Annotated in this window: 17 protein-coding genes and 2 riboswitches; of the genes, 1 reads left to right on the top strand and 16 read right to left on the bottom strand. The window is 32.6% G+C overall.

Translation table 11 applies throughout. The annotated features are described in order from the left end of the window. Position 1: 1 nt before the first annotated feature. The 16 genes from H526_RS0111145 to H526_RS0111070 form a co-directional block, all read right to left on the bottom strand. Positions 2-1003 (bottom strand): homocysteine S-methyltransferase family protein, encoded by a 1002-nt coding sequence (locus H526_RS0111145; protein WP_027393079.1) that lies wholly within the window; start codon positions 1001-1003, stop codon positions 2-4. 166 nt (positions 1004-1169) lie between these two features. Beyond that, positions 1170-1278: riboswitch (SAM riboswitch) on the bottom strand. Positions 1279-1368: 90 nt separating this feature from the next. Then, a complete protein-coding gene (locus tag H526_RS0111140; RefSeq protein ID WP_027393078.1) occupies positions 1369-1689 on the bottom strand; it encodes a 2Fe-2S iron-sulfur cluster-binding protein in 321 nt (106 codons plus the stop codon). Positions 1690-1774: 85 nt separating this feature from the next. After that, on the bottom strand, positions 1775-2830 hold the full coding sequence (locus H526_RS0111135; protein WP_027393077.1) for an NAD(P)/FAD-dependent oxidoreductase: 1056 nt from the start codon (positions 2828-2830) through the stop codon (positions 1775-1777). Then, positions 2817-3419, bottom strand: a complete 603-nt coding sequence (locus H526_RS0111130; protein WP_035085254.1) for a precorrin-2 dehydrogenase/sirohydrochlorin ferrochelatase family protein — start codon at positions 3417-3419, stop codon at positions 2817-2819. Before H526_RS0111130 ends, H526_RS0111135 begins: the two co-directional genes overlap by 14 nt. A gap of 21 nt (positions 3420-3440) precedes the next feature. Continuing rightward, positions 3441-4208: a uroporphyrinogen-III C-methyltransferase gene (gene cobA / locus H526_RS0111125; protein WP_027393075.1), complete on the bottom strand. Its 768-nt coding sequence runs from the start codon at positions 4206-4208 to the stop codon at positions 3441-3443. Between the two features lie 52 nt (positions 4209-4260). Continuing rightward, positions 4261-6351 carry a HEPN domain-containing protein gene (locus H526_RS0111120; protein ID WP_027393074.1) on the bottom strand — a complete coding sequence of 697 codons (2091 nt, stop codon included), beginning with the start codon at positions 6349-6351 and terminating at the stop codon, positions 4261-4263. A gap of 107 nt (positions 6352-6458) precedes the next feature. Then, the gene (locus H526_RS0111115) at positions 6459-7706 is read right to left on the bottom strand and encodes a sulfate adenylyltransferase subunit 1 (protein ID WP_027393073.1); all 1248 of its coding nucleotides are present in this window, start codon (positions 7704-7706) and stop codon (positions 6459-6461) included. Between the two features lie 154 nt (positions 7707-7860). Then, positions 7861-8799 (bottom strand): sulfate adenylyltransferase subunit CysD, encoded by a 939-nt coding sequence (cysD, locus tag H526_RS0111110; protein ID WP_051336111.1) that lies wholly within the window; start codon positions 8797-8799, stop codon positions 7861-7863. A gap of 31 nt (positions 8800-8830) precedes the next feature. Then, a complete protein-coding gene (locus H526_RS0111105; RefSeq protein ID WP_027393071.1) occupies positions 8831-9457 on the bottom strand; it encodes a phosphoadenosine phosphosulfate reductase domain-containing protein in 627 nt (208 codons plus the stop codon). A 53-nt stretch (positions 9458-9510) separates the two neighbouring features. Next, positions 9511-9777: a DUF2061 domain-containing protein gene (locus tag H526_RS0111100; RefSeq protein ID WP_027393070.1), complete on the bottom strand. Its 267-nt coding sequence runs from the start codon at positions 9775-9777 to the stop codon at positions 9511-9513. A 174-nt stretch (positions 9778-9951) separates the two neighbouring features. After that, a complete protein-coding gene (gene porU, locus H526_RS0111095; protein WP_162144490.1) occupies positions 9952-13023 on the bottom strand; it encodes a type IX secretion system sortase PorU in 3072 nt (1023 codons plus the stop codon). Between the two features lie 267 nt (positions 13024-13290). Next, on the bottom strand, positions 13291-14469 hold the full coding sequence (locus tag H526_RS0111090; protein WP_027393068.1) for a trans-sulfuration enzyme family protein: 1179 nt from the start codon (positions 14467-14469) through the stop codon (positions 13291-13293). Further along, the gene (locus tag H526_RS0111085) at positions 14466-14891 is read right to left on the bottom strand and encodes an OsmC family protein (protein WP_027393067.1); all 426 of its coding nucleotides are present in this window, start codon (positions 14889-14891) and stop codon (positions 14466-14468) included. Before H526_RS0111085 ends, H526_RS0111090 begins: the two co-directional genes overlap by 4 nt. A 132-nt stretch (positions 14892-15023) precedes the next feature. Continuing rightward, on the bottom strand, positions 15024-17435 hold the full coding sequence (gene thrA / locus H526_RS0111080) for a bifunctional aspartate kinase/homoserine dehydrogenase I (protein WP_027393066.1): 2412 nt from the start codon (positions 17433-17435) through the stop codon (positions 15024-15026). A gap of 11 nt (positions 17436-17446) precedes the next feature. Next, positions 17447-18409: an alpha/beta fold hydrolase gene (locus H526_RS0111075; protein ID WP_027393065.1), complete on the bottom strand. Its 963-nt coding sequence runs from the start codon at positions 18407-18409 to the stop codon at positions 17447-17449. A 90-nt stretch (positions 18410-18499) separates the two neighbouring features. Then, positions 18500-19789, bottom strand: a complete 1290-nt coding sequence (locus H526_RS0111070) for an O-acetylhomoserine aminocarboxypropyltransferase/cysteine synthase family protein (protein ID WP_027393064.1) — start codon at positions 19787-19789, stop codon at positions 18500-18502. 122 nt (positions 19790-19911) lie between these two features. Continuing rightward, a riboswitch (SAM riboswitch) is annotated at positions 19912-20017 on the bottom strand. 370 nt (positions 20018-20387) lie between these two features. On the opposite strand from H526_RS0111070, the gene metK reads away from it, so the two are divergent. Beyond that, positions 20388-21644 (top strand): methionine adenosyltransferase, encoded by a 1257-nt coding sequence (gene metK, locus H526_RS0111065; RefSeq protein WP_027393063.1) that lies wholly within the window; start codon positions 20388-20390, stop codon positions 21642-21644. Positions 21645-21667 lie beyond the last annotated feature (23 nt).

Below are 21667 nucleotides of genomic sequence, written 5' to 3'. Positions count from 1 at the left end.
TCTATGCTACAACTTCTACTGATCTTGGTTCATACTTTTTAGCTAAATCCGCAATCGCTTTTATATGCTCGGGTGTTGTTCCACAACATCCTCCGATAATATTCACTAAACTTTTATCCATATATTCCTTAATCTGAGATGCCATTTGTTCTGGAGTTTCATCATATTCTCCAAAAGCATTTGGTAATCCCGCATTAGGATGTGCAGAAACTCCAAAATTAGCTTTCTGGGCTAACACTTCTAAATGGGGAGTTAATTGACTTGCTCCCAAGGCACAATTAAAACCAACTGATAGCATTGGTATATGAGATACCGAAATTAAAAATGCTTCTGCAGTTTGTCCGGATAGTGTACGGCCACTTGCGTCGGTTATCGTACCACTTATCATAATTGGCACTTCTATATTTCTTTCATCTTTCACCTCTTCAATTGCAAAAAGTGCAGCTTTTGCGTTTAAAGTATCAAAAATAGTTTCAACTAAAAGAATATCAGAACCTCCATCAAGTAAAGCTTCTACTTGTTGTTTATACGCCACTCTTAGTTCATCAAAAGTAACTGCTCTAAACCCAGGATCATTTACATCTGGAGACATACTTGCAGTTCTATTTGTAGGACCAATGGACCCTGCCACAAATCGAGGTTTATGAGGTTCTTTCTCTGTAAATTCATCAGCTACTTCTTTTGCTATTTTAGCAGATTGATAATTTAGTTCGTAGACCAACTCTTCCATCTCATAATCTGCCATCGCAATTGTAGTCCCCGAAAAGGTATTGGTTTCCACAATATCGGCTCCTGACTCGAAATACAACCGATGCACTTCTTTTATAGCTTCGGGTTGTGTAATGCTTAATAAATCATTATTCCCTTGCACCGGAATCGGCCAATCTTTAAATCGTTCTCCTCTAAAATCCTCTTCTGTATACTTATGACGTTGGAGCATAGTACCCATAGCACCATCAAGCACAAGAATTCTCTCTTCTAATATTTTTTTTATGTCTTTCATTTATCCATCTTCAAGCTAATACTTCTTAAATCTATTTTTAAACGATAATGAAATACTAAGGCGGGCTTTATATAACATTATCGAATAACATTAAATCTCCTTTATAAAAGGAATATTTTAAAATATATCAAGAAAAATAAATGGAAATAGCAAAAGCTATGGTCATTTGTTATCTATTTCGTTTAGTATACGAATAGAACGTAGCACCTTCTTTAAAAGATAAAGGGTTGCTAAGGTATCATAGGGTCTATTCCCTCCACCTTTCTTGATAACATTTAATAATTATATGAACTAAACAGTTTTATAACCGTTATGATTACAAATTAAAGGCATAGCCTTTTGTTTTGCAAGTTTATTCTACATTTTTAAGATTCAGGAGCTAATTCTACTTCTAAACCATCCAATTCTGGAGTAATTGGAATCTGACATCCAAGTCTACTATTATCCTCTACATAAAAAGCTTCTGCTAACATTAAATCTTCATCTTGGCTCATTTCTGGAAGCTCATGATCTGATAAGACATAACATTGACAAGATGCACACATCGCCATACCACCACAAGTTCCTTCTACAGGAAGTTCATAGGCTTTGCACACTTCCATAAGGTTCATTGCCATATCAGTAGGAGCCTGTACTTCATGAATTTCTCCTTCTCTATCTTTTATCTTTATGGTAACGTCTGACATATTATCGTCTTAATCGTATAAAAATCCTCGCAAATATACCGAAAAATGATCAGTATTAATTGCGAGGATTATGATATAATAAATTCTATACTATTGCTTTTACTACTTCTTTTTTAGCTTCTTTTTTAGATCCATCAAATCCTTCAACTCCTCCAACGGTAGTATACTTCATTACATATTTCTTGTCTGGGAAGATCCTTTGATAAGCACTTTGACACATAATGGCTGCTTCATGAAATCCTGAAAGAATTAGTTTTAGCTTTCCTTTATATGTATTAACATCTCCTATTGCATAAATACCAGGAATATTTGTTTGGTAATCGTAAGAGTTATCTACTTTTATTGCATTTTTTTCTATTTCTAATCCCCAATCACCTATTGGTCCTAATTTTGGTGAAAGTCCAAATAATGGAATAAAATAATCTGTATCAACATTGATATCTCCCTCTGTTTTATGTTTGATCCCAACAGCGGTAATATGATCATCTCCTTTTAGTTCTTTTACTTCTGCTTGAGTGATTAAATTTACTTTTCCTAACTTAGTTAATTCAGCAACTCTTTCTACAGAATCTAAAGCTCCTCGAAACTCATTTCTTCTATGTACTAGTGTTACCTCACTAGCTACATCTGCTAAGAAAATAGTCCAATCCAATGCAGAATCTCCTCCTCCAGCTATCACAACTCTTTTATCTCTATATACTTCTGGATCTCTAATAATGTAAGCAACTCCTTTATCTTCAAAATCCGTAATATTTGGAATAGGTGGTTTACGAGGTTCAAAAGAACCCAATCCACCAGCAATTGCTACTACAGGCGCATTGTGTTTTGTTCCTTTATTGGTGGTTACCAAAAAGGTATCATCTTCTAACTTCTCAATAGTTTCTGCTCTTTCTCCTAAAGTAAAACCTGGTTCAAAAGGCTTTATTTGTTCCATCAAATTATTCACTAAATCACCAGCTAAAATCTCAGGAAAACCTGGAATATCATATATTGGCTTTTTAGGGTATATTTCAGAACATTGTCCTCCTGGTTGAGGCAATGCATCTATAAGATGTGTTTTTAACTTCAGTAATCCAGCTTCAAAAACAGTAAATAAACCTGTTGGTCCAGCTCCAATGATTAGAATATCAGTCTTGATCATGTTCAACTTCTTTTTTTCCTATTAATCCTTTGGTAAATTCATTAAGTGTTTCCACTTTTTCTTCGAAATCACCTTTTATTGTTTTTCTATATTCGTTTAAATTCTTAACTAAATCATCTATGTTTTCTGGAATTACTTCTTCGAAAAACTGACGTAGTCGTTTTGCTGTTGTCGGTGACTTTCCATTTGTCGAAATAGCCACTTTTACGTTTCCTTTGGTTACAATACCTCCCATATAAAAATCACAATACGGAGGATTGTCCGCTACATTTACCAATTTACTTCTTTTCCTACAGTCTTTATACACTTGTACATTGACTTTTGGAACATCTGTAGTAGCAATCACAATATGTTTCCGTTTAAGAAAACGTCTGTGATATTTCTTTTTAATCATCTCCACCCCAAACTTATTAGCTAAAGTAATTGTATCGTCTCTATACATTGGGGACACCATTGTTACTTTAGCATCTGGACTAGATTTTAGTAAGAACGTAAGTTTTTCTTCGGCTACATTTCCTCCTCCTACAATTAGGATCTCAAGGTTTTTAACTTTCAGAAAAACGGGATATAAATTATTTCTTTCTTTCATCTCTACATCTATCCTGAACTATCAAGATACGATTTCTTCTTTTACTTCTCTATAAATCGAAGCTAATTTTGCTCTTTGCTCTACTACTTCTCCAATTACAATAATCGCTGGTGATGATAGTTTTTTATCTAATACAACCTGCTCTATTGTTTTTATTGAACCAAATCCAAATTGCTCATTTTCAGTAGTTCCATTCTGAATAACAGCAACTGGAATATCCTCCTTATTTTCGGCTGCAAAGATACTAACTATTTCGCTTAGCTTGCTCATCCCCATTAAAATTACCACAGTTGCATTTGATTTAGCTGCCAGGCAAACATCCTGCGATAATTTATGGGATTTCGTTGTTCCTGTAATTACCCAAAAACTCTCAGAAAACCCTCTTTTTGTTAACGGAATTCCTTGATATGCTGGAACTGCTAAAGAAGATGATATCCCTGGTACCATATTAGTTTCTATACCAAATTTTTGAACATAATCAATTTCTTCCGCTCCTCGTCCAAAAATAAATGGATCACCTCCTTTTAATCGTATTACATGTCCATGACTTTTAGCTCTACTAACGATTAACTCATTAATCTGTTCTTGTTGATATGAATAACATCCTTTTCTTTTTCCTACAAATATCTTTTCTGCTTTAGGCGAATATTCTAATAAGGATTCATTGATAAGTGCATCATATAACACCACATCTGCAGACTCCAATGCTTTAATAGCTTTTAACGTAATCAAATCTGGATCTCCTGGTCCTGCTCCAACTACCGTTAATTTCGGTGTTTTAGTACTCATTTCTATTTACTTATTATCTTTATTTTAAATATTTTACAACCTTGTAAAGATATTATACATTTTCTACTTCCAATGCTCTAAATGCTTGCACTTTTTGCAAAAATTGCCCTGCTTTTTTAATATAATCCACTGCAAAATCCTTGCTCGGTGCGTTTTTTTGAATCTGATATATCAAATCCGCGAACGTTCCATCAAGATTGATCTTCCCACTTACTACAAATTCTGTATCAAATTGACTTATAATACTCGCATGTGTATTTGTTTTCTTGTTCTCTGCAAGTAATAATGCTTTAGCGGAATTAACTAAAGAACTATATGCATGATATATAGCATCAGAATATACTTCATTCTCAAAAGATACTTTTGCATTTTCTATCTTTTCTTCACTTTCTAAAAATAATGTTGCTATTAAATCAATTACTACACCAGCACATTCTCCAATCCCTATTGCTTTTACATATTCTTGTTCAGTCCCCCAGTCTATAAAATCTTCTTGAGTTAAATTTTCTACATTGGACAAATCCGTAAGTAAGTTATAAAAATACTTTTCTCCTTTGTCTTCATAATATGTTACAAAAGTCTTACCATTTGCATTTTCTTCATAATCATCTAAAATTCTACGTAATGCTTCTGGGCCTCTTCTACTAGGAATTTTTACTACTTTATCTGCAAAACGTCCTTTTCCATCACCTAGGTTTCCTCCTCCTAATAACACTTGTAATGCCGGTGCCACCAACTTATCTTTGGTTCTTACTGACATTCCCTGAAAACCGATATTAGCCATATTGTGTTGACCACAAGCATTCATACATCCACTAATCTTAATTACCAGATCCTCTTTTTGTAAATATTGAGGGTATTCAGTTTTTATAACTCTTTCTAATTCTTCGGCAATACCAGTACTACTAGCAATACCTAGGTTACAGGTATCAGTTCCTGGACAAGCAGTAATATCAACCGCTTTATTATATCCTGCTTCTACAAATCCTAATTTTTCTAATTCTTGATAGAAAAATGGAAGCAATCCTTCTTTTACAAAAGGAATTAAAATATTCTGACGAAGAGATAATCTTATTTCTCCTGCAGCATATTTCTCTACTAAATCAGCTAGTAACCTGGCTTTATCTGTGTAAAAATCACCTAATAGAACTTTAACACCAATTGCTACATATCCTTCTTGTTTTTGAGAAATCACATTAGTAGATTTCCATAAATCAAAAGCTTTTTGGTTCTTAACCTCTACCTCAGGAATTTCCACCGATGCTGGAATTGATGCCACATAAGCTTCTGCATCAATGGACACTGTTTTCTGCGCAATTGCTTGTTGTTCTGCTTCTACTAATTCTTTAAAAGCTTCTACACCAATATCCTTTACCAAGAACTTCATTCTTGCTTTTGCTCTACTCTTACGTTCTCCATGACGATCAAAAATCCTCAAAACTCCTTCCATTAAAGGAATAATCTTATCGGTCGGCAAGAAGCTATATAATTCATCTGCATGTCTCGGTTGTGAACCTAATCCTCCTGCAAGCATCACTTTAAACCCTCTTACCCCATTTTCTATTTTGGCAATAAAACCAAGATCATGCATATAAGATAATCCAGTATCTTCTTCTGTTCCTGAAAAAGACACCTTGAATTTACGTCCCATTTCCTGACATATTGGATTTCTTAAAAAGAAACGAAACAACGCATCTGCATACGGTGATACATCAAACGGTTCTTTTGGATCAATCCCAGCAGTTTCTGAAGCAGTGACATTACGAACGGTATTACCACAAGCTTCTCGAAGTGTTACATCATCTCTTTCTAACTCCGCCCAAAGCTCTGGAGTTCTATTTAAATCCACATAATGGATCTGAATATCTTGTCTTGTTGTTATATGCAATCTACCCCTAGAATATTCATCCGAAACGTCACAAATTCTTCGTAATTGATTGCTCAACACCTTACCATAAGGTAATTTAATACGAATCATTTGCACACCTTCTTGCCTCTGCCCGTATACTCCACGAGCTAGACGTAGGCTACGAAATTTCTCTTCATCAATCTTCCCTTTATGGAATTGCTCTATTTTATTCGCTAATTCAATAATGTCTTTTTCGACAATTGGGTTTTCTATTTCTGTTCTAAAACTTTGCATTTTCTTTCGTATTACAACCTTTAAAAAAGGACATACTTATGACTTTTGTATAAAGGTTTTTTAATTCTAAAAATTCTTGTTTTTTCTTATCAGTAAAAGATTTTTATCTATTGAATAAAACCTACTCCTGAAGTATTATTGGTTTGAGAATCTATTAATATAAATGACCCTGAAGCCTTATTCTTACTATAAGAATCAATAGCTAAAGGTTTACTTAATTGTATTTGAACTTTTCCTATTTCATTTAGACTTAGTGAATTCTTAGCGGTATCTTCTCCAGAAAAATCAGTAGCAACTGTTCCACTAATATTCTTCACTTTTGCTAAAACTCTACTACTTCCACTTTGAATGAAATAATTTGTTCCAGGATTTAAGTCTTTATTATCCATCCAACAAATTGTGGCGGTTAATTGCTTTTCTACCTTAGGCTTCTCCGACGATTTTACAATCATATCACCACGACTTACATTTACATCATCTTCTAATGTAATCGTACAAGAACTACCTCTACCTGCTGTATCAAATTTTTGATCAAAAAAGAAAATCTCTTTCACTTTGGATGTTGTTAAAGAAGGTAAAATTGTTACCTCATCACCTACAGAAATATCTCCTCCATATAATTTACCAGCATATCCTCTAAAATCATGAAATTCATCTTTTTTAGGTCGAATTACTGTTTGTATTGGGAAACGCACTTCTGCTTTTTCATACACATCTTGCGCATCTAATTCTTCTAAATGTTCTAGTAATGTTTGACCACTGTACCAAGGAGTATTCTCTGATTTGTCTACAACATTATCACCCTGCAAAGCACTAACTGGAATAAAAGTGATGTTTTGTTCTTTGTAATCACTTTTAGCTATCAACTTTTCAAAATCTTCTTTGATCGCCTCATATTTATCCTTAGAAAAATCAACCAAATCCATTTTGTTTACCGCCACAATCACATCTTTTACTCTCAATAAATTATTAATAAAAAAGTGACGATATGTTTGTTCAATTACTCCTTTTCTAGCATCAACCAAAATAATAGATGCCTGAGAAGTCGAAGCTCCAGTAACCATATTTCTGGTATATTCTATATGACCAGGAGTATCAGCTATAATATAACTTTTCGTTTTTGTAGAAAAGTAAATATGTGCTACATCAATAGTAATACCTTGCTCTCTTTCCGCAACTAATCCATCAGTAGCTAATGAAAAATCTAGGTAATCAAAGCCATTGGCTTTACTTCTAGTTTCGATTGCCTCTAGCTTATCTGTTGTTAATGACTTTGTATCGTATAAAATACGTCCAATCAAGGTACTCTTACCGTCATCTACACTTCCTGCTGTTGCTATTTTTAATACGTCCATTTTATTACTCATTGATCGTTTACAGTTAGTTATCAGTTGATTGTTTAAATCTTACAAAATCAACCTACTAATACGATATATTCTCAATTAATTCAATTCTTATTTTCTTTTATCTGTTAACCATCAAAGATTAACTAACAACTATCAATTATTTCTAAAAATATCCTTGTTGTTTTCGTTTTTCCATGGCTGCTTCAGATCTTTTATCATCAATACGAGCTCCTCTTTCTGAGATCGTAGACTCTCTAATTTCTGAAACTACCTTATCAATAGTAATTGCATCAGAAAGCACTGCTGCTGTACAAGACATATCTCCTACGGTACGAAATCTCACTAATCGTTCCTCTACTAATTCATCATCTTCTCTATGCACGACATCATCTTCTGCAGACCAAATCATACCATCTCTAATAAATGTTTTTCGTTTATGCGCAAAATATATAGAGGGGATTTCAATATCTTCTTTTTGGATATAACTCCAAACATCAAGTTCTGTCCAATTACTAATCGGAAATACACGTACATTCTGACCTAAATCAATTTTACCATTAAGATGATCAAAAAGCTCTGGTCGCTGATTTTTTTCATCCCACTGACCAAAATCATCTCTTACAGAAAATATACGTTCTTTTGCTCTCGCTTTTTCTTCATCTCTTCTTGCTCCGCCAATTGCAGCATCAAATTTAAATTCTTCCAACGCATCAAGAAGTGTAGTCGTTTGCAAACTATTACGACTAGCATACTTACCTTTCTCCTCTATCACTTTACCTTGATCAATAGAATCCTGAACATTACGAACTATTAATTCTACTCCAAGTTCTTTTACCAAACGATCTCTAAACTCAATGGTTTCAGGAAAATTATGCCCTGTATCAATATGTAAAAGCGGAAAGGGAATCTTACCTGGATAAAATGCTTTTTGCGCTAATCTTACTAGAGTAATAGAATCTTTACCCCCCGAAAAAAGTAATACAGGCTTTTCAAATTGGGCCACGACTTCTCTAAAAATATAAATCGCCTCACTTTCTAAAGGATTCACTTTTAGCACTTTTGCATCCACAATTTGTTCTTTTATATGTTCAATTACTTCCATGTAATTTAATCTTTTTTTTATATATCTTGACCTAATTAGTATGAATCCCGCATTCTCTATTATCTAGAACTTTTGTTGGATCGAAATACTTAAATTCATTTGGTAAATTATGTTGTTCCAAATACACATCTAACTCCGCATCACTATAGTAATAAAAAGGGCTTACTTTTAAAACTCCATCATTACCCAAACTCAAAATATCTAATGAATCTCTTAATGCCGTTTGTCCTTTTCGAAGATTGGTAAACCATACATCCGGTTTAAAATCATTCATAGCTCGTTTAAAAGGTTCTAGCTTTACTTGTTGTGTAAAAATTTTATGTTTTGGATCATCAATATCAGGAATACCCATCACTACATCCCTATGCGCAGCTGTTTGTTTTGGAACGTACAATTGTACATTAAGTTTAAGTAAATTAATCACTTCTTCTGCATGCTTATATGTATTAGGAGTATTGTATCCAGAGTCACACCAGATAACAGGAATATCAGATAATGCTATAGAACTCACATTAAGAATAGCAGCTTCATACGGTCTAAAATTAGTAGTTACTACTGGAGTTTTCGCATTTAAAACAGCCCACTGAGTAATCTCTAAAGGAGTTTTGTCCTTTAAAGCATTATTTAAATTCTGTATTTCCTTTTCTGTAAATTTCATTTTTTTTATTCTTTTTCTGTTACTTCTAATTTAATCAAGAAGTAAACCAGCAATTATCTTCCCCATTTAATACGATTCCAAATTCTTTCATGAAAAAAGTAAAGGATCATTTTTGTTACAAAATCAATTGATGCGATAGATGTAGCTAATGCTATTTCGCCAGTTAACACATAAGAAACAATTAATGTGTCTAACGTGCCAACTACTCTCCAACTTATAGCCTTGGCGATACTTCGTAATGGTTTCTCCGAAGTCCTATCAGTCTCATACGATGTTTTCTTCGTAGCTACTTTATCTAATATCATTTGATCTACAATCATTTTTTACTTTAAAACCTATTACCCTATCGGAATAGTAGATTATTAAACAAATGTATATATAAAAATCTATTTCTTAGTCTTAAAAACTTTAAAAAATTACTAGAAATGAAAGAATTATGATATTATTAATAAAAAGCCTAGTGATTTAGTAGATTATTATTCAAACAAGTCATGTTATAAGGAATCCAGCACAATAATTTCGATTTTTTGACTACTACTATTATTGAAAACATCCCAAACTTTAATTTCTAAAGTATGGTGCCCTTTTGATAATGTATCTAATGGATAAGAGATAAACCCTTTCTTATAACTATTGTCATAATTGGAAAAATAATTGTTTAATATTTTCTTTTCTCTTGTATTTCCATCAATAGTCATTGTCATTTGATGCCCAATTCCCATTCTAGAAACATTGATTCCGTCCTCATCAGCGATCTCTATTTTTAGTTCTGTATTAGCCTTAACAACATTAATTACCTTTGTTTTTTCACCTTCAATAAAAACTCTGATCTCTGGTCCATTGATATTCGATGATTTTACTTTTGATAATCCACCCAACAATATATCTTCTTGCACCCCAACAGCATCTTCTAAAGCATTTTCAACTTTAGCATATAAGATTATTTTACACTTCCCTACAGATAGGTTTATATCTTTTGGGACCACAAATTCGAAATCAAACAATCCTTTTTTAATTTCAAAACTTCCATCATATATTACAACGTCTTGATCTTTGTATTTTAACTGTATAAGATCTCCTTTTCCATTTTTAATTCTATTATTACCTAGTGTCTTTTTACTAAATTCTTTGTCAAATATCTTAACATAAATCTCCCCATCATATTTTTTAATAACATCTTGAGACACATCTAATAGTTCTCCAGATATTCTAATCTTGTCTAGAGCTCTAATTGTATCATTAAACTTTTTAATTGGTATTTCATTAATTTTAGTAATATGAATAGTAGGTAAAGGCATTTGAAGAGACATTACTGGGTCTCCAATAAAAAACACACTTCTTTTATCTTGATACCCTAGTTCATTTTTTAGTTTTAACACTACTTCTGATGGTTTCAAATGAGAATCTTTCTCAGAAAAAAGAGAATTGATTATTTTATTATTTATTCTAACTCCAGCACTCATAAAAATTTCTCTAGTAGTTGCAATCATAGCTATTGCACCTCCGTTTGGGTTTTTAAAAATATGCTCTCCAACAGAAACTTCGAAAGGATTATCAAACCGAGTAGCCAGACAGGTAACAGTAACAAACAACGGTAGCTTATCTTTATTTTTAAGTTTGATTGCTTCTTTTTTAGTAAAGAAAAACTCCGTACCAAACCCTTCCTCTTCAGCGTGTCCAAAATAATCTAAAACAGCAACACCTTCCTCGATTTTCTTTATTAGTGTCTTCGTAACGTTTGGATATCGCTCACCGCTGGATGTTGATTCTTGAATAAATGCATCGCTATATACTTTAGAGATATTTAAAAAAGGATATTTTTTAATCAAAGAATTTCCTACATTATCTAAGCTTCCTTGGATACGTTGCTCCCAGACTTTATCCACATCATCCGACAGTAAGAGTATGTTGTTTTTCCAATCCCCAAAAGAATTTTTCTGATGATATCCTATAATTTTATTAACTACATCATTAGCAGCTATATCAGTATCAACCAATATTCGTCCAAGAGCAATATCTAGATTATCTTTCAATTTCATTTCTCCTTCTTCTGGATCCATCATTGCAAAAAAATCATCTGACACATACGATCTAATGTTTGAAAAACTATTATAACTCATAAAACTTGGAACATCATTCTTTTTATATATCTGATTCCCTTCTGTATCCATCATTTTATGTTTATAATCGAATGTAGCATTTCCTAAGAAACATACATATGCCAGTTTTTTAGCATCAGATGAAGCATTTTCATAGACATATCTTATAAAATTTCTAATCGCTCCTATGTCTTGTTTACCGCTACTAAATTCATTATAAATTTCATGCACGGGTGCTACTTTGACATTCATATTATTATGCTCCCTATGAAAATTTGCCAATCGATTTGCCGCTAAAAGTTTATCTTTTGATGTAATTATTATATAATCTAAGTCTCTAAAATTATTCTCTTTATCTAAGAAAACAGTTCCTTTCAAATCTTGATTTTCTACTTTGCAATTATTTGGCTTTAATGGATAATAAAAATCATTCTTAGGAATAGCAATAAACCTTCTTGTTTGATTAAGGCTTGTCTTAAAAGAAAACTTTTCTGAAAAAGAAATATTCCTAAAAACGGCTATTGAATCTGTATTAGTCACATCCCATATTTCGGTAATTTCTTTAGTATTCTTTAACTGTATTTCCCCTCTTTTTTTAACCGAATTTAAAGCACGAACTTCAAACTTCAATTGCTTATCAGATAAAACCAATGATCTTTCTGCCGAAATCTTTATGTAATCTAAATAACTCTTTCCTAATACCTGATTTTCTGTTTCATATTTAATGTTAATATGGATAGAATCTGAATTATTCGTCATCATTTTTTCTACCCAACCTTCTTTAGCAATACTTCCTTTTGATAACTTTTGAAACTTAACACCTTCTACTTCTTTTTGGTTTATTTTGACACTAAATCTAGAAGACTTATCGGATTGAGCAGCTGCAACAATAGTATAGTAAACCGGCATAAAATCCACCTTGTTAGGAAAATAAAACGAAAACTGCTTTTCTTCATTATTTTTAATTTCATCTCCTAACCACCTGCGCCCCATCAATCCAAGATTATATTGATCTATTTCATAAAACTGATCTTCTCTAAATGTAGTAATAACTGTATCGGCTTTTTTGTTTACAGATTCTGAATTGAATATTCTATTTCCTTTTTTTCCAGATGTAGTAATAAAATAATAAGATTTATCATCATATGTATTAATATGAGTTTTACTATCGGTATTATACCCTTTGGTACTTTGACCATAAAAGAGGATGTAGTCATTTTTAGAAAGAACACCATTTTCTCCCCCAACCACTTTAATAGCATTTTCCTTTAAATCAAACTCTTTATTTTCGCTGTTTTTAAGAGGAAGCATTTGCCCTCCATTTCCGTAAATTTTTATTGTCGTAGGATCTATTGTAGCAACATCGACCCCTAAATCAGATAAAAAATCAGGAGTAATTTTATATACCCCTGTTTTCTCAATATAAAACTTGTACCAATCCCCTTTTGCCAACACAGAATTAGACATAGGGATTTTTTTTACAACTTGCCGGGCTGTGCTCGTTTTTTTTTTAGGAATTTGTTGTATTTGATTTCCATAAAGCGAAGCACTCAATAAAACGATAAAACATAATAAAACACTTCTTTTCATAAAAATAAAATGATAAAATAAATATACATTTTATATCTCACGAATTGTTCCATTGTTATCTATAAAGAAATCATATTAGTGATGATTTGAAAGTTCTTTGTATCTAATCATTAATTATAAATGAGATTACACTTGCTAGGAAAATTATATTTCTTCTAGTGCTTGTGCAATATCAGCTATTACATCATCAATATGTTCCAACCCCACAGAACATCTTACCATTCCATCTGTAATACCAACAGCTAATTTATCTTCAACTGCTAATTTACTATGCGTTGTAGAAGCTGGATGTGTAACAATAGTTCTGGTATCACCCAGATTTGCAGAAAGTGAACACATTTTGATACTATCAAAAAATGTCTTTCCTCCCGCTACACCATTTTGAACTTCGAAAGCAACAATATTACCTCCTAATCGCATCTGTTTCTTAGCCACTTCATATTGCGGGTGTGATTTTAAGAAAGGATATTTCACCCAATCCACCTTAGGGTGAGATTCTAAAAACTCAGCTAATTTTAAGGCATTTTCGCAATGTCGATCTACCCTAACAGCTAAAGTTTCTAGGCTTTTGGATAATACCCACGCATTAAATGGTGATAACGCTGGTCCAGTATTACGAGAAAACAAATAAATCTCTTTTATCAATTCTTTCTTACCGACAGTTACTCCTCCTAATACACGTCCTTGCCCATCAATTAATTTTGTAGCTGAATGAATCACAAGATCAGCTCCAAACTTTATCGGATTTTGTAAATATGGTGTTGCAAAACAATTATCAATAACCAATAACAGTTTATGCTTTTTTGCAATCTTACCTAACAACTCCAGATCCAATACATCTACTCCTGGATTTGTTGGAGATTCTGCATAAATGATTTTTGTATTAGGCTGGATTAAACTTTCTATTGTATCAACCTCATTAACTGGAAAATAACTTGTTTCTATATTCCATTTAGGAAAATACTTCGTAAACAAAGAATGTGTTGATCCAAATACTGACCTAGCAGAAACGATGTGATCTCCTGCGTTTAATAATGCGGCAAAGGTAGAAAACACCGCAGCCATTCCCGTTGCAAATGCATAACCATCCTCTGCTCCTTCTAATTTACAGATTTTATCAACAAACTCTGTTGTATTGGGATTACTAAAACGACTATATAAATTACGATCTTTCTCTTCTGCAAAGGCAGCTCTCATTTCTTCAGAATCTTCAAAAACAAATCCAGATGTTAAATACATCGGTGTAGAATGTTCTAAAAACTGAGTTTTCTCAGTTTGAGTCCTTACCGCTTGCGTTTCAAAATTTTGGCTTTTTAAGCTCATACTTCTTCATTATTAACTACAACCTTATATGTTACAGTAGCTGTAGGCTCCAATGTTTTAGACACGGAACAATATTTTTCGAATGATAATTGTGCTGCTCTTTTAGCTTTTTCGGGTGCTATCTCTCCTTCTAAATAAACCGTAACAGAAATCTCTTTGAATGGTTTTGCCCCATCGACTTCCACTCGTGACCCATCAACTTCTGCTCTGTAATCAGTAATTTCCTGACGTTGTTTCTTTAATATAGAAATAACATCAATAGCGCTACAACCAGCTACCCCCATCAACACATATTCCATAGGACTTGGTGCCAAATCATGACCTCCAACTTCTGCTTTGCTATCAATATGGGTTATATGACCTCTTTCATTTTTTAATTCAAAATGATAATCATTATCTATTCTTTTTAATTCTATTTTCATATGTTCAAATTTTTTTAATCACTTATTAATGCATTAAAAATTGAGATCGAGCTCAGTAACTACGTTCTCTTTTTTTAAAATTCAAATATCTTTCATAAACTAAAAATAACTTTAATTCGTAGTTATTATAATTTACCTTTTTTCAGTTAACCTCAATATATCTCCAAAAACTCCTCTGGCAGTAACCGCAGCTCCTGCTCCTGCTCCTTGTATCACTATAGGTTGATCTCCATATGACTCTGTATAAATCTCGAATATAGAGTCGGAACCTTTTACTTGTCCTAACGCACTGCTTTCCGGAACAGATACTAATTTAACATCTAAAATTCCTTTTTCTTCAAATAAATCACCGTGAAGATCCCCAATATATCGCAAAACATGATCGGGTTTCTGTTCTTCTTTTATTTTTTGATATACTGGGTCTAACTCTTTTAACCTTCCTAAAAACAAATCAGCCTCTCCTTCTCTTAAACTTTCAGGAATTAAATTATGAATATTGACATCTACAAATTCATTACTCAAATCAAGTTCTCTAGCCAAAATCAATAATTTTCTTCCTACATCATTACCACATAAATCCTCTCGAGGATCTGGTTCTGTAAACCCTTTATCAATAGCCTCTTGCAGCACTTCACTAAACAGTCTTTGTTCTTTAGAAAAAGTATTAAATAAATAACTTAATGAACCAGAGAAAACTCCTTTGATTCTAGTAATATTTTCTCCAGATAAATGTAACAACTTAATAGTATCTATTAAGGGCAATCCAGCACCAACATTAGTTTCATACAGATATTGTTTTTGAAATTCTTCTAACTTTCTTCTAAGTTCTTTATAAAAATCAAAACTTAGCGTATTTGCCACTTTATTAGAGGACACCAAATCAAATCCATTTTCAATCAAAATGGTGTAATTATCAGTAAATTCTTTACTAGCAGTATTATCTATAGCGATCAGATTTTCTAAATGATGCTCATCAGCAAATTTTATAACATCTTCAATACCATAAGAGTTCCCTTGTTTTAGATCAGTTTTCCAATTAGTATCAACTCCATTTTTATTAAAAAGTACTTTTTTAGAATTTGCAACCGCAAAAATATTAAGATCAATCTTTTTTCTCTTTTCAATATCATCTGCAGATTTTAAAATTTGATCTATCAAAGTTCCACCAACAAGTCCATGTCCAAACACAGCAATATTTATTTTCTTTGCTACTCCAAAAATCTCCCCATGAATAACATTTAATGCTTTATGAAGTTGACTTTTATATACAACTAAACTCACATTCTTACCTGTAACTGTATTGTTAAAAAGTAATGGGATTACCTGATTTTTAATTAAGGAATTATAAGGTTTATGAAATGTACTTAAATCTTGTCCTATAATAGAAATTACAGAAACTTCATTTATTATTGTAATTCTATTTACATCTTGCTTATGAAAATCCACTTCGAACTCTTGTTCCAAAACTTTTTTAGCTTCTATTGCTTTTTCTGAAGTTACAACAAGACCTATTCCTCTCTCGGACGAACCTTGTGAAATAATGCTTACACTGATATCTTTATAAGCTAACGCTTTAAATATTCTAGCATCCACTCCTACTTTTCCTAAAAGTCCTCTCCCTTCTAAATTGATTAAAGAAACATTCTCCAAAACAGAAAGAGATTTTATTCCTTTATTACTATTCTCTGCAGTAATTAATGTTCCATCATTATGACCGTCAAATGTATTTAGAATACGAAGAGGTATATTTTTTTCAATTAATGGTATTATAGTTTTAGCATGGAGAATATTAGCTCCAAAATACGCCAACTCATTTGCCTCAGTAAAAGATAATTTTTCAATCTTTTTTGCATCACTTACTAAATCCGGATTCGCTGTGTAAATTCCACTTACATGGGTGAAATTCTGTAACTCTTCTGCATCTAAGTAATTGGCTAAAAGCGCAGCAGTATAATTACTTCCATTTCTTCCTAAAGTTGTTGTTTCATTATTAGTATTAGAAGCAATAAAACCAGTTACAATATTAACCGTTGAACCATTATATTTTTTAAAATGTTTAATAACATTTTCTTTAGATAGCTTATCTAACGGTTGTGCTTCTCCAAACTTACCATCGGTTTTTATTAACTCTCTGCTATCTGTGAAATTGGCTTTTATTCCTTTTTCTTTAAGTATGTGAGTAAGTAACTTAGCAGAGATTACTTCTCCTTGAGATAATACTTGATCTTTAATTCTTTTGCTGTAGTCACCTAACAAAGAAACTCCTTCAAAAAGCTTATCCAATGTTTCAAACTCCTCATCAACTTTAAAACTACCGTAATCATTTATTTGATATTGTTTAAAAGCCTGTAGTTGTTCTTGATAACTTTCATTTTTAACAGCCCTATTCAATATTTCTTCTAATTGATCGGTAGATTTCCCTCTAGCAGAAAGCACAACAGTAATTAACTCACCATTATTAACCTTATCTTCTATTATATCAACCACTTTATGGATACCTTCACCATTAGCAAGTGATTTTCCTCCAAACTTTAAAATCTTCATTTTGTCCTATTTTAAAATACATCTGACAACAACCTACTCAGTTGGTCAAATTCTATAAGAAACGCATCATGTCCGTGAACCGAATCAATTGTATGATGCCAAACATTTTGCTTTACTTCCTTTAACTCCTGAAAAGTAATCTCATCTTCTTTTGCCGTAAAAAAGCCATCAGAATTGACACTTACGATATGAATATTCGATTTGATATTAGCCGCCAAATCCTTAAAACATCCTCTCCCTTCTGTTATATCAATATTGGCAAGTATATAGTTCAGCTCTTTATATGCGGAAAGAGTAAATCTTTTATTTAACTTTTTCCCATGATGAAACAACCAACTTTCCACATTATACATTCCCTTTTCACCATTAAAAGTCCTATGAAACTTTTCCTTAAATGACTCAGGCGATCTATAGATAAGCATCGCATGCAATCTTGCATCATGCACAGGATTCTTAGAGTTTAGTAAAATCTGCTCTTGTATTAAACAATTAGCTTTTAACCAATCTGTAGATTTCCAGTCTGTAGCTACTGGAATTAAATGATTAATCAATCCTGGCGCTAATGCTGCAAGTTCCCAAGCAATACCTCCTCCAACCGATCCTCCTATAGCAGCATATAGTTTTTGAACATTCAGTTGTTTTATACCTTTTTCAAAAATCGCTGCGATATCCCTTGCCGTAAAAAGTGTATAATCCGTAATTAAATTTTTCTCATCTCCATCATATCCATTACCTGGAATATTAAATGAGAGCACCGTATATTTATCTGTATCAATACATTTACCTTCTCCAATCAGTCCATTCCACCAACCATTGGGGCCACAAACATCAGAATTACCCGTTAACGCATGATTAACCAAAACTACGGGGCCTTCTAACAAAGGTTTACCAAAGACTTCATAAAACAGTGGAATTCGTTCTATTTCTAGCCCTTTGGTAGTTATAAAATCTAATATTTCAATTTTTTGGAGCATATATATTAAGCCTACTATTTATAAAGAGTCTACTTCCCCTTCTTCTAATCTCAAGGAAAGGGTTAGCATCTCAATGCTTGTCAATCTTAATTACTTTACTTTTTCACCTACTTTAGAAAATGCGCTTTTTAGATCCGTTTTTAAATCTTCTATATTTTCTAAACCAACAGAAAGTCGTATTAAGTCCTGTGTTACTCCTGTTGATTCTTGCTGTTCTTCGTTTAACTGTTGATGAGTAGTACTTGCAGGATGAATAATTAAAGATTTCGAATCTCCTATATTTGCTAATAAAGAAAATATCTCGGTTTCATTTGCAACTGTTTTTGCTGAATCGAAACCACCCTTTATTCCAAAAGTAACAATACCACTCTGCCCCTTTGGAAGGTATTCTTTTGCAAGTTGATGATACGTATCACTTTCTAATCCTGGATATTTTACCCAAGTAACCTCATCTTGCTCTTTTAACCATTTTGCTAATGACAAGGCATTTTCACTATGTTTTTTAATTCTAATCTCTAAAGTTTCTAAACCTTGTAAAATCTGAAATGCATTAAAAGGACTTAGTGCAGCTCCATAATCTCTCAATCCTTCTATTCTTACCTTAGCAATAAAAGCAGCAGCACCTAAAGCATCGTGATATACTAATCCATGATATCCTGGAGAAGGTTCTGTAAACTCTGGAAACTTGCCACTTGACCAATCAAAGGTTCCTGCGTCTATAACAACCCCTCCTAAAGAAGTTCCATTTCCGCTTATGTATTTTGTTAATGAATGAATAACAATATTAGCACCATGTTCTATTGGGTTTAATAAAGCTGGAGTAGCCACCGTGTTATCTACAATAAGTGGAACTTTATATGCTTTTGCTTCTTTAGAAATCGCCTTAAGATCTAATACATCTAGTTTTGGATTACCTAATGATTCTACAAAGAAAACTCTTGTATTTTCCTGTACAGCATTCTTGAAATTCTCAGAATCCGAAGGGTCGACAAACGTAGTTGTTATTCCAAACCTAGGTAACGTAACGTTTAAAAGATTATAAGTTCCTCCGTATAAACTACTAGAAGCTACAATATGATCTCCTGATTTTAGTAATGTTAACAATGTAGTATTAATAGCTGCTGTTCCAGATGCCGTAACTACAGCAGCAATACCGCCTTCTATTGTAGCCAATCGCTGTTCTAAAATATCATTTGTTGGATTATTTAATCGAGTATAAATAAAACCTGGTTCAGATAAATTAAAAAGATTAGCCGCATGATCTGCATCATTAAAAACATAAGATGTAGTCTGATAAATAGGAACTGCTCTTGTCCCTCCATTGTTTTTCACGTCATGTCCTGCGTGTAAAGCTTCTGTTGCAAATTTTTGTGCACTCATAATTTTCTATTTTAAATTTTAAATAATTGATAAAATTCAAATACATCAAACACTCTTAAAACGTATGGTATAGAAAATTAAAAAGAAAGGAAACGACAATTACAAGTACTGCAATTTGTATCGAGTTATCTTTTTCGTCTACAACGAATAGAATTTAGCACCTTCTTTATAACTAAAGGGTTGCTAAGGTTTCATAGGGTCTATTCCCTCCACCTTTCTTAATAACTTACTAATATGTATAAGAAACTTCGGGACAAAGCTAGTAATTATTTTTAAACTAAAAACAATTTCCATAAAAATTGTTTTGATCGAAAAAATCACCCTTAAAAGGTTTTTTTTATTGGAAGAAAATTAATGATACGTTAAATCCTTTCCAATATTATCATTTTTTTTACCTTTGCCGCATTATTAAAAAGGGATAGATTTGACTGATTGCAACCCTAAAGAGCTGAAATTATAGTATTCATATCAAAACTGATAGAATCAATTCAGTAAATAAATGCTAAAGCAGTTCGGTACAATACTATAATTATCGAAAGCTTCTTTATTGCAATCCTGTCATAATTTATTATAGTTTATTCTATAAAAACAACGAAGAATGGCGTATTTATTTACTTCAGAAAGTGTATCTGAAGGACATCCGGATAAAGTGGCAGATCAAATTAGTGATGCTTTATTAGATAACTTTTTAGCCTTTGATAAAGATTCGAAGGTAGCTTGTGAAACTTTGGTAACTACTGGACAAGTGGTTCTTGCTGGAGAGGTTAAATCAAAAACATATTTAGATGTACAGCAAATTGCAAGGGAAGTAATTAACGAAATTGGGTATACCAAAGGAGCCTACCAATTCAGTGGAGATTCTTGTGGTGTAATTTCTCTTATCCACGAGCAATCACAGGATATCAACCAAGGTGTTGATAGAGAAACTAAAGAAGAGCAAGGAGCAGGTGACCAAGGAATGATGTTTGGGTATGCAACCAAGGAAACTGAAAACTACATGCCCTTAGCATTAGACATTTCTCATAAAATCCTTATTGAACTTGCTAAATTAAGAAGAGAAGGTACAGAAATTCCATATTTACGTCCTGATTCTAAAAGTCAAGTTACTATTGAATATAGTGATGATAATGTACCACAACGTATTGTAGCAATTGTTGTCTCTACTCAGCATGATGATTTTGATATAGATGATGATGTTATGCTGGCTAAAATAAAAAATGACATCGTTTCGATTTTAATTCCTAGAGTAGTTTCTCAATTACCAAAATATATTCAGAATTTATTTAATGATCAAATAACGTATCACATAAACCCTACTGGTAAGTTTGTAATCGGAGGACCACATGGAGATACTGGTCTTACTGGACGTAAGATTATTGTTGACACTTACGGAGGTAAAGGTGCTCATGGTGGAGGTGCTTTTTCTGGAAAAGATCCTAGTAAAGTTGACCGTTCTGCAGCTTATGCATCTAGGCATATAGCCAAAAATTTAGTTGCTGCTGGTGTTGCAAATGAAGCATTAGTTCAAGTTTCTTATGCCATTGGAGTAGTAGAACCTACTTCTATTTTTGTTGACACTTATGGCACTAGCACGTTAGGTATTACCGATGGAGAAATTGCAGAAAAAGTAGCTGAAATATTTGATATGAGACCAGCTGCAATAGAAGAACGTTTAAAATTACGTAACCCTATATATAAAGAAACTGCAGCATATGGACATATGGGAAAAGAACCAAAACTAGTTACCAAAGTTTTTGAAAGCCCATATTCTGGAAAAGTAGAAAAAGAAGTAGAATTATTTACTTGGGAAAAACTAGATTATGTTGGTCAAGTGAAAAAAGCTTTTAAAATATAATTTATTTAACGTAACTTTATAAT

The organism is Aquimarina latercula DSM 2041 (assembly GCF_000430645.1).
In the GTDB taxonomy this organism is placed as follows: Bacteria; Bacteroidota; Bacteroidia; order Flavobacteriales; family Flavobacteriaceae; genus Aquimarina; species Aquimarina latercula.
This window is presented reverse-complemented; position numbering and strand designations above follow the sequence as displayed.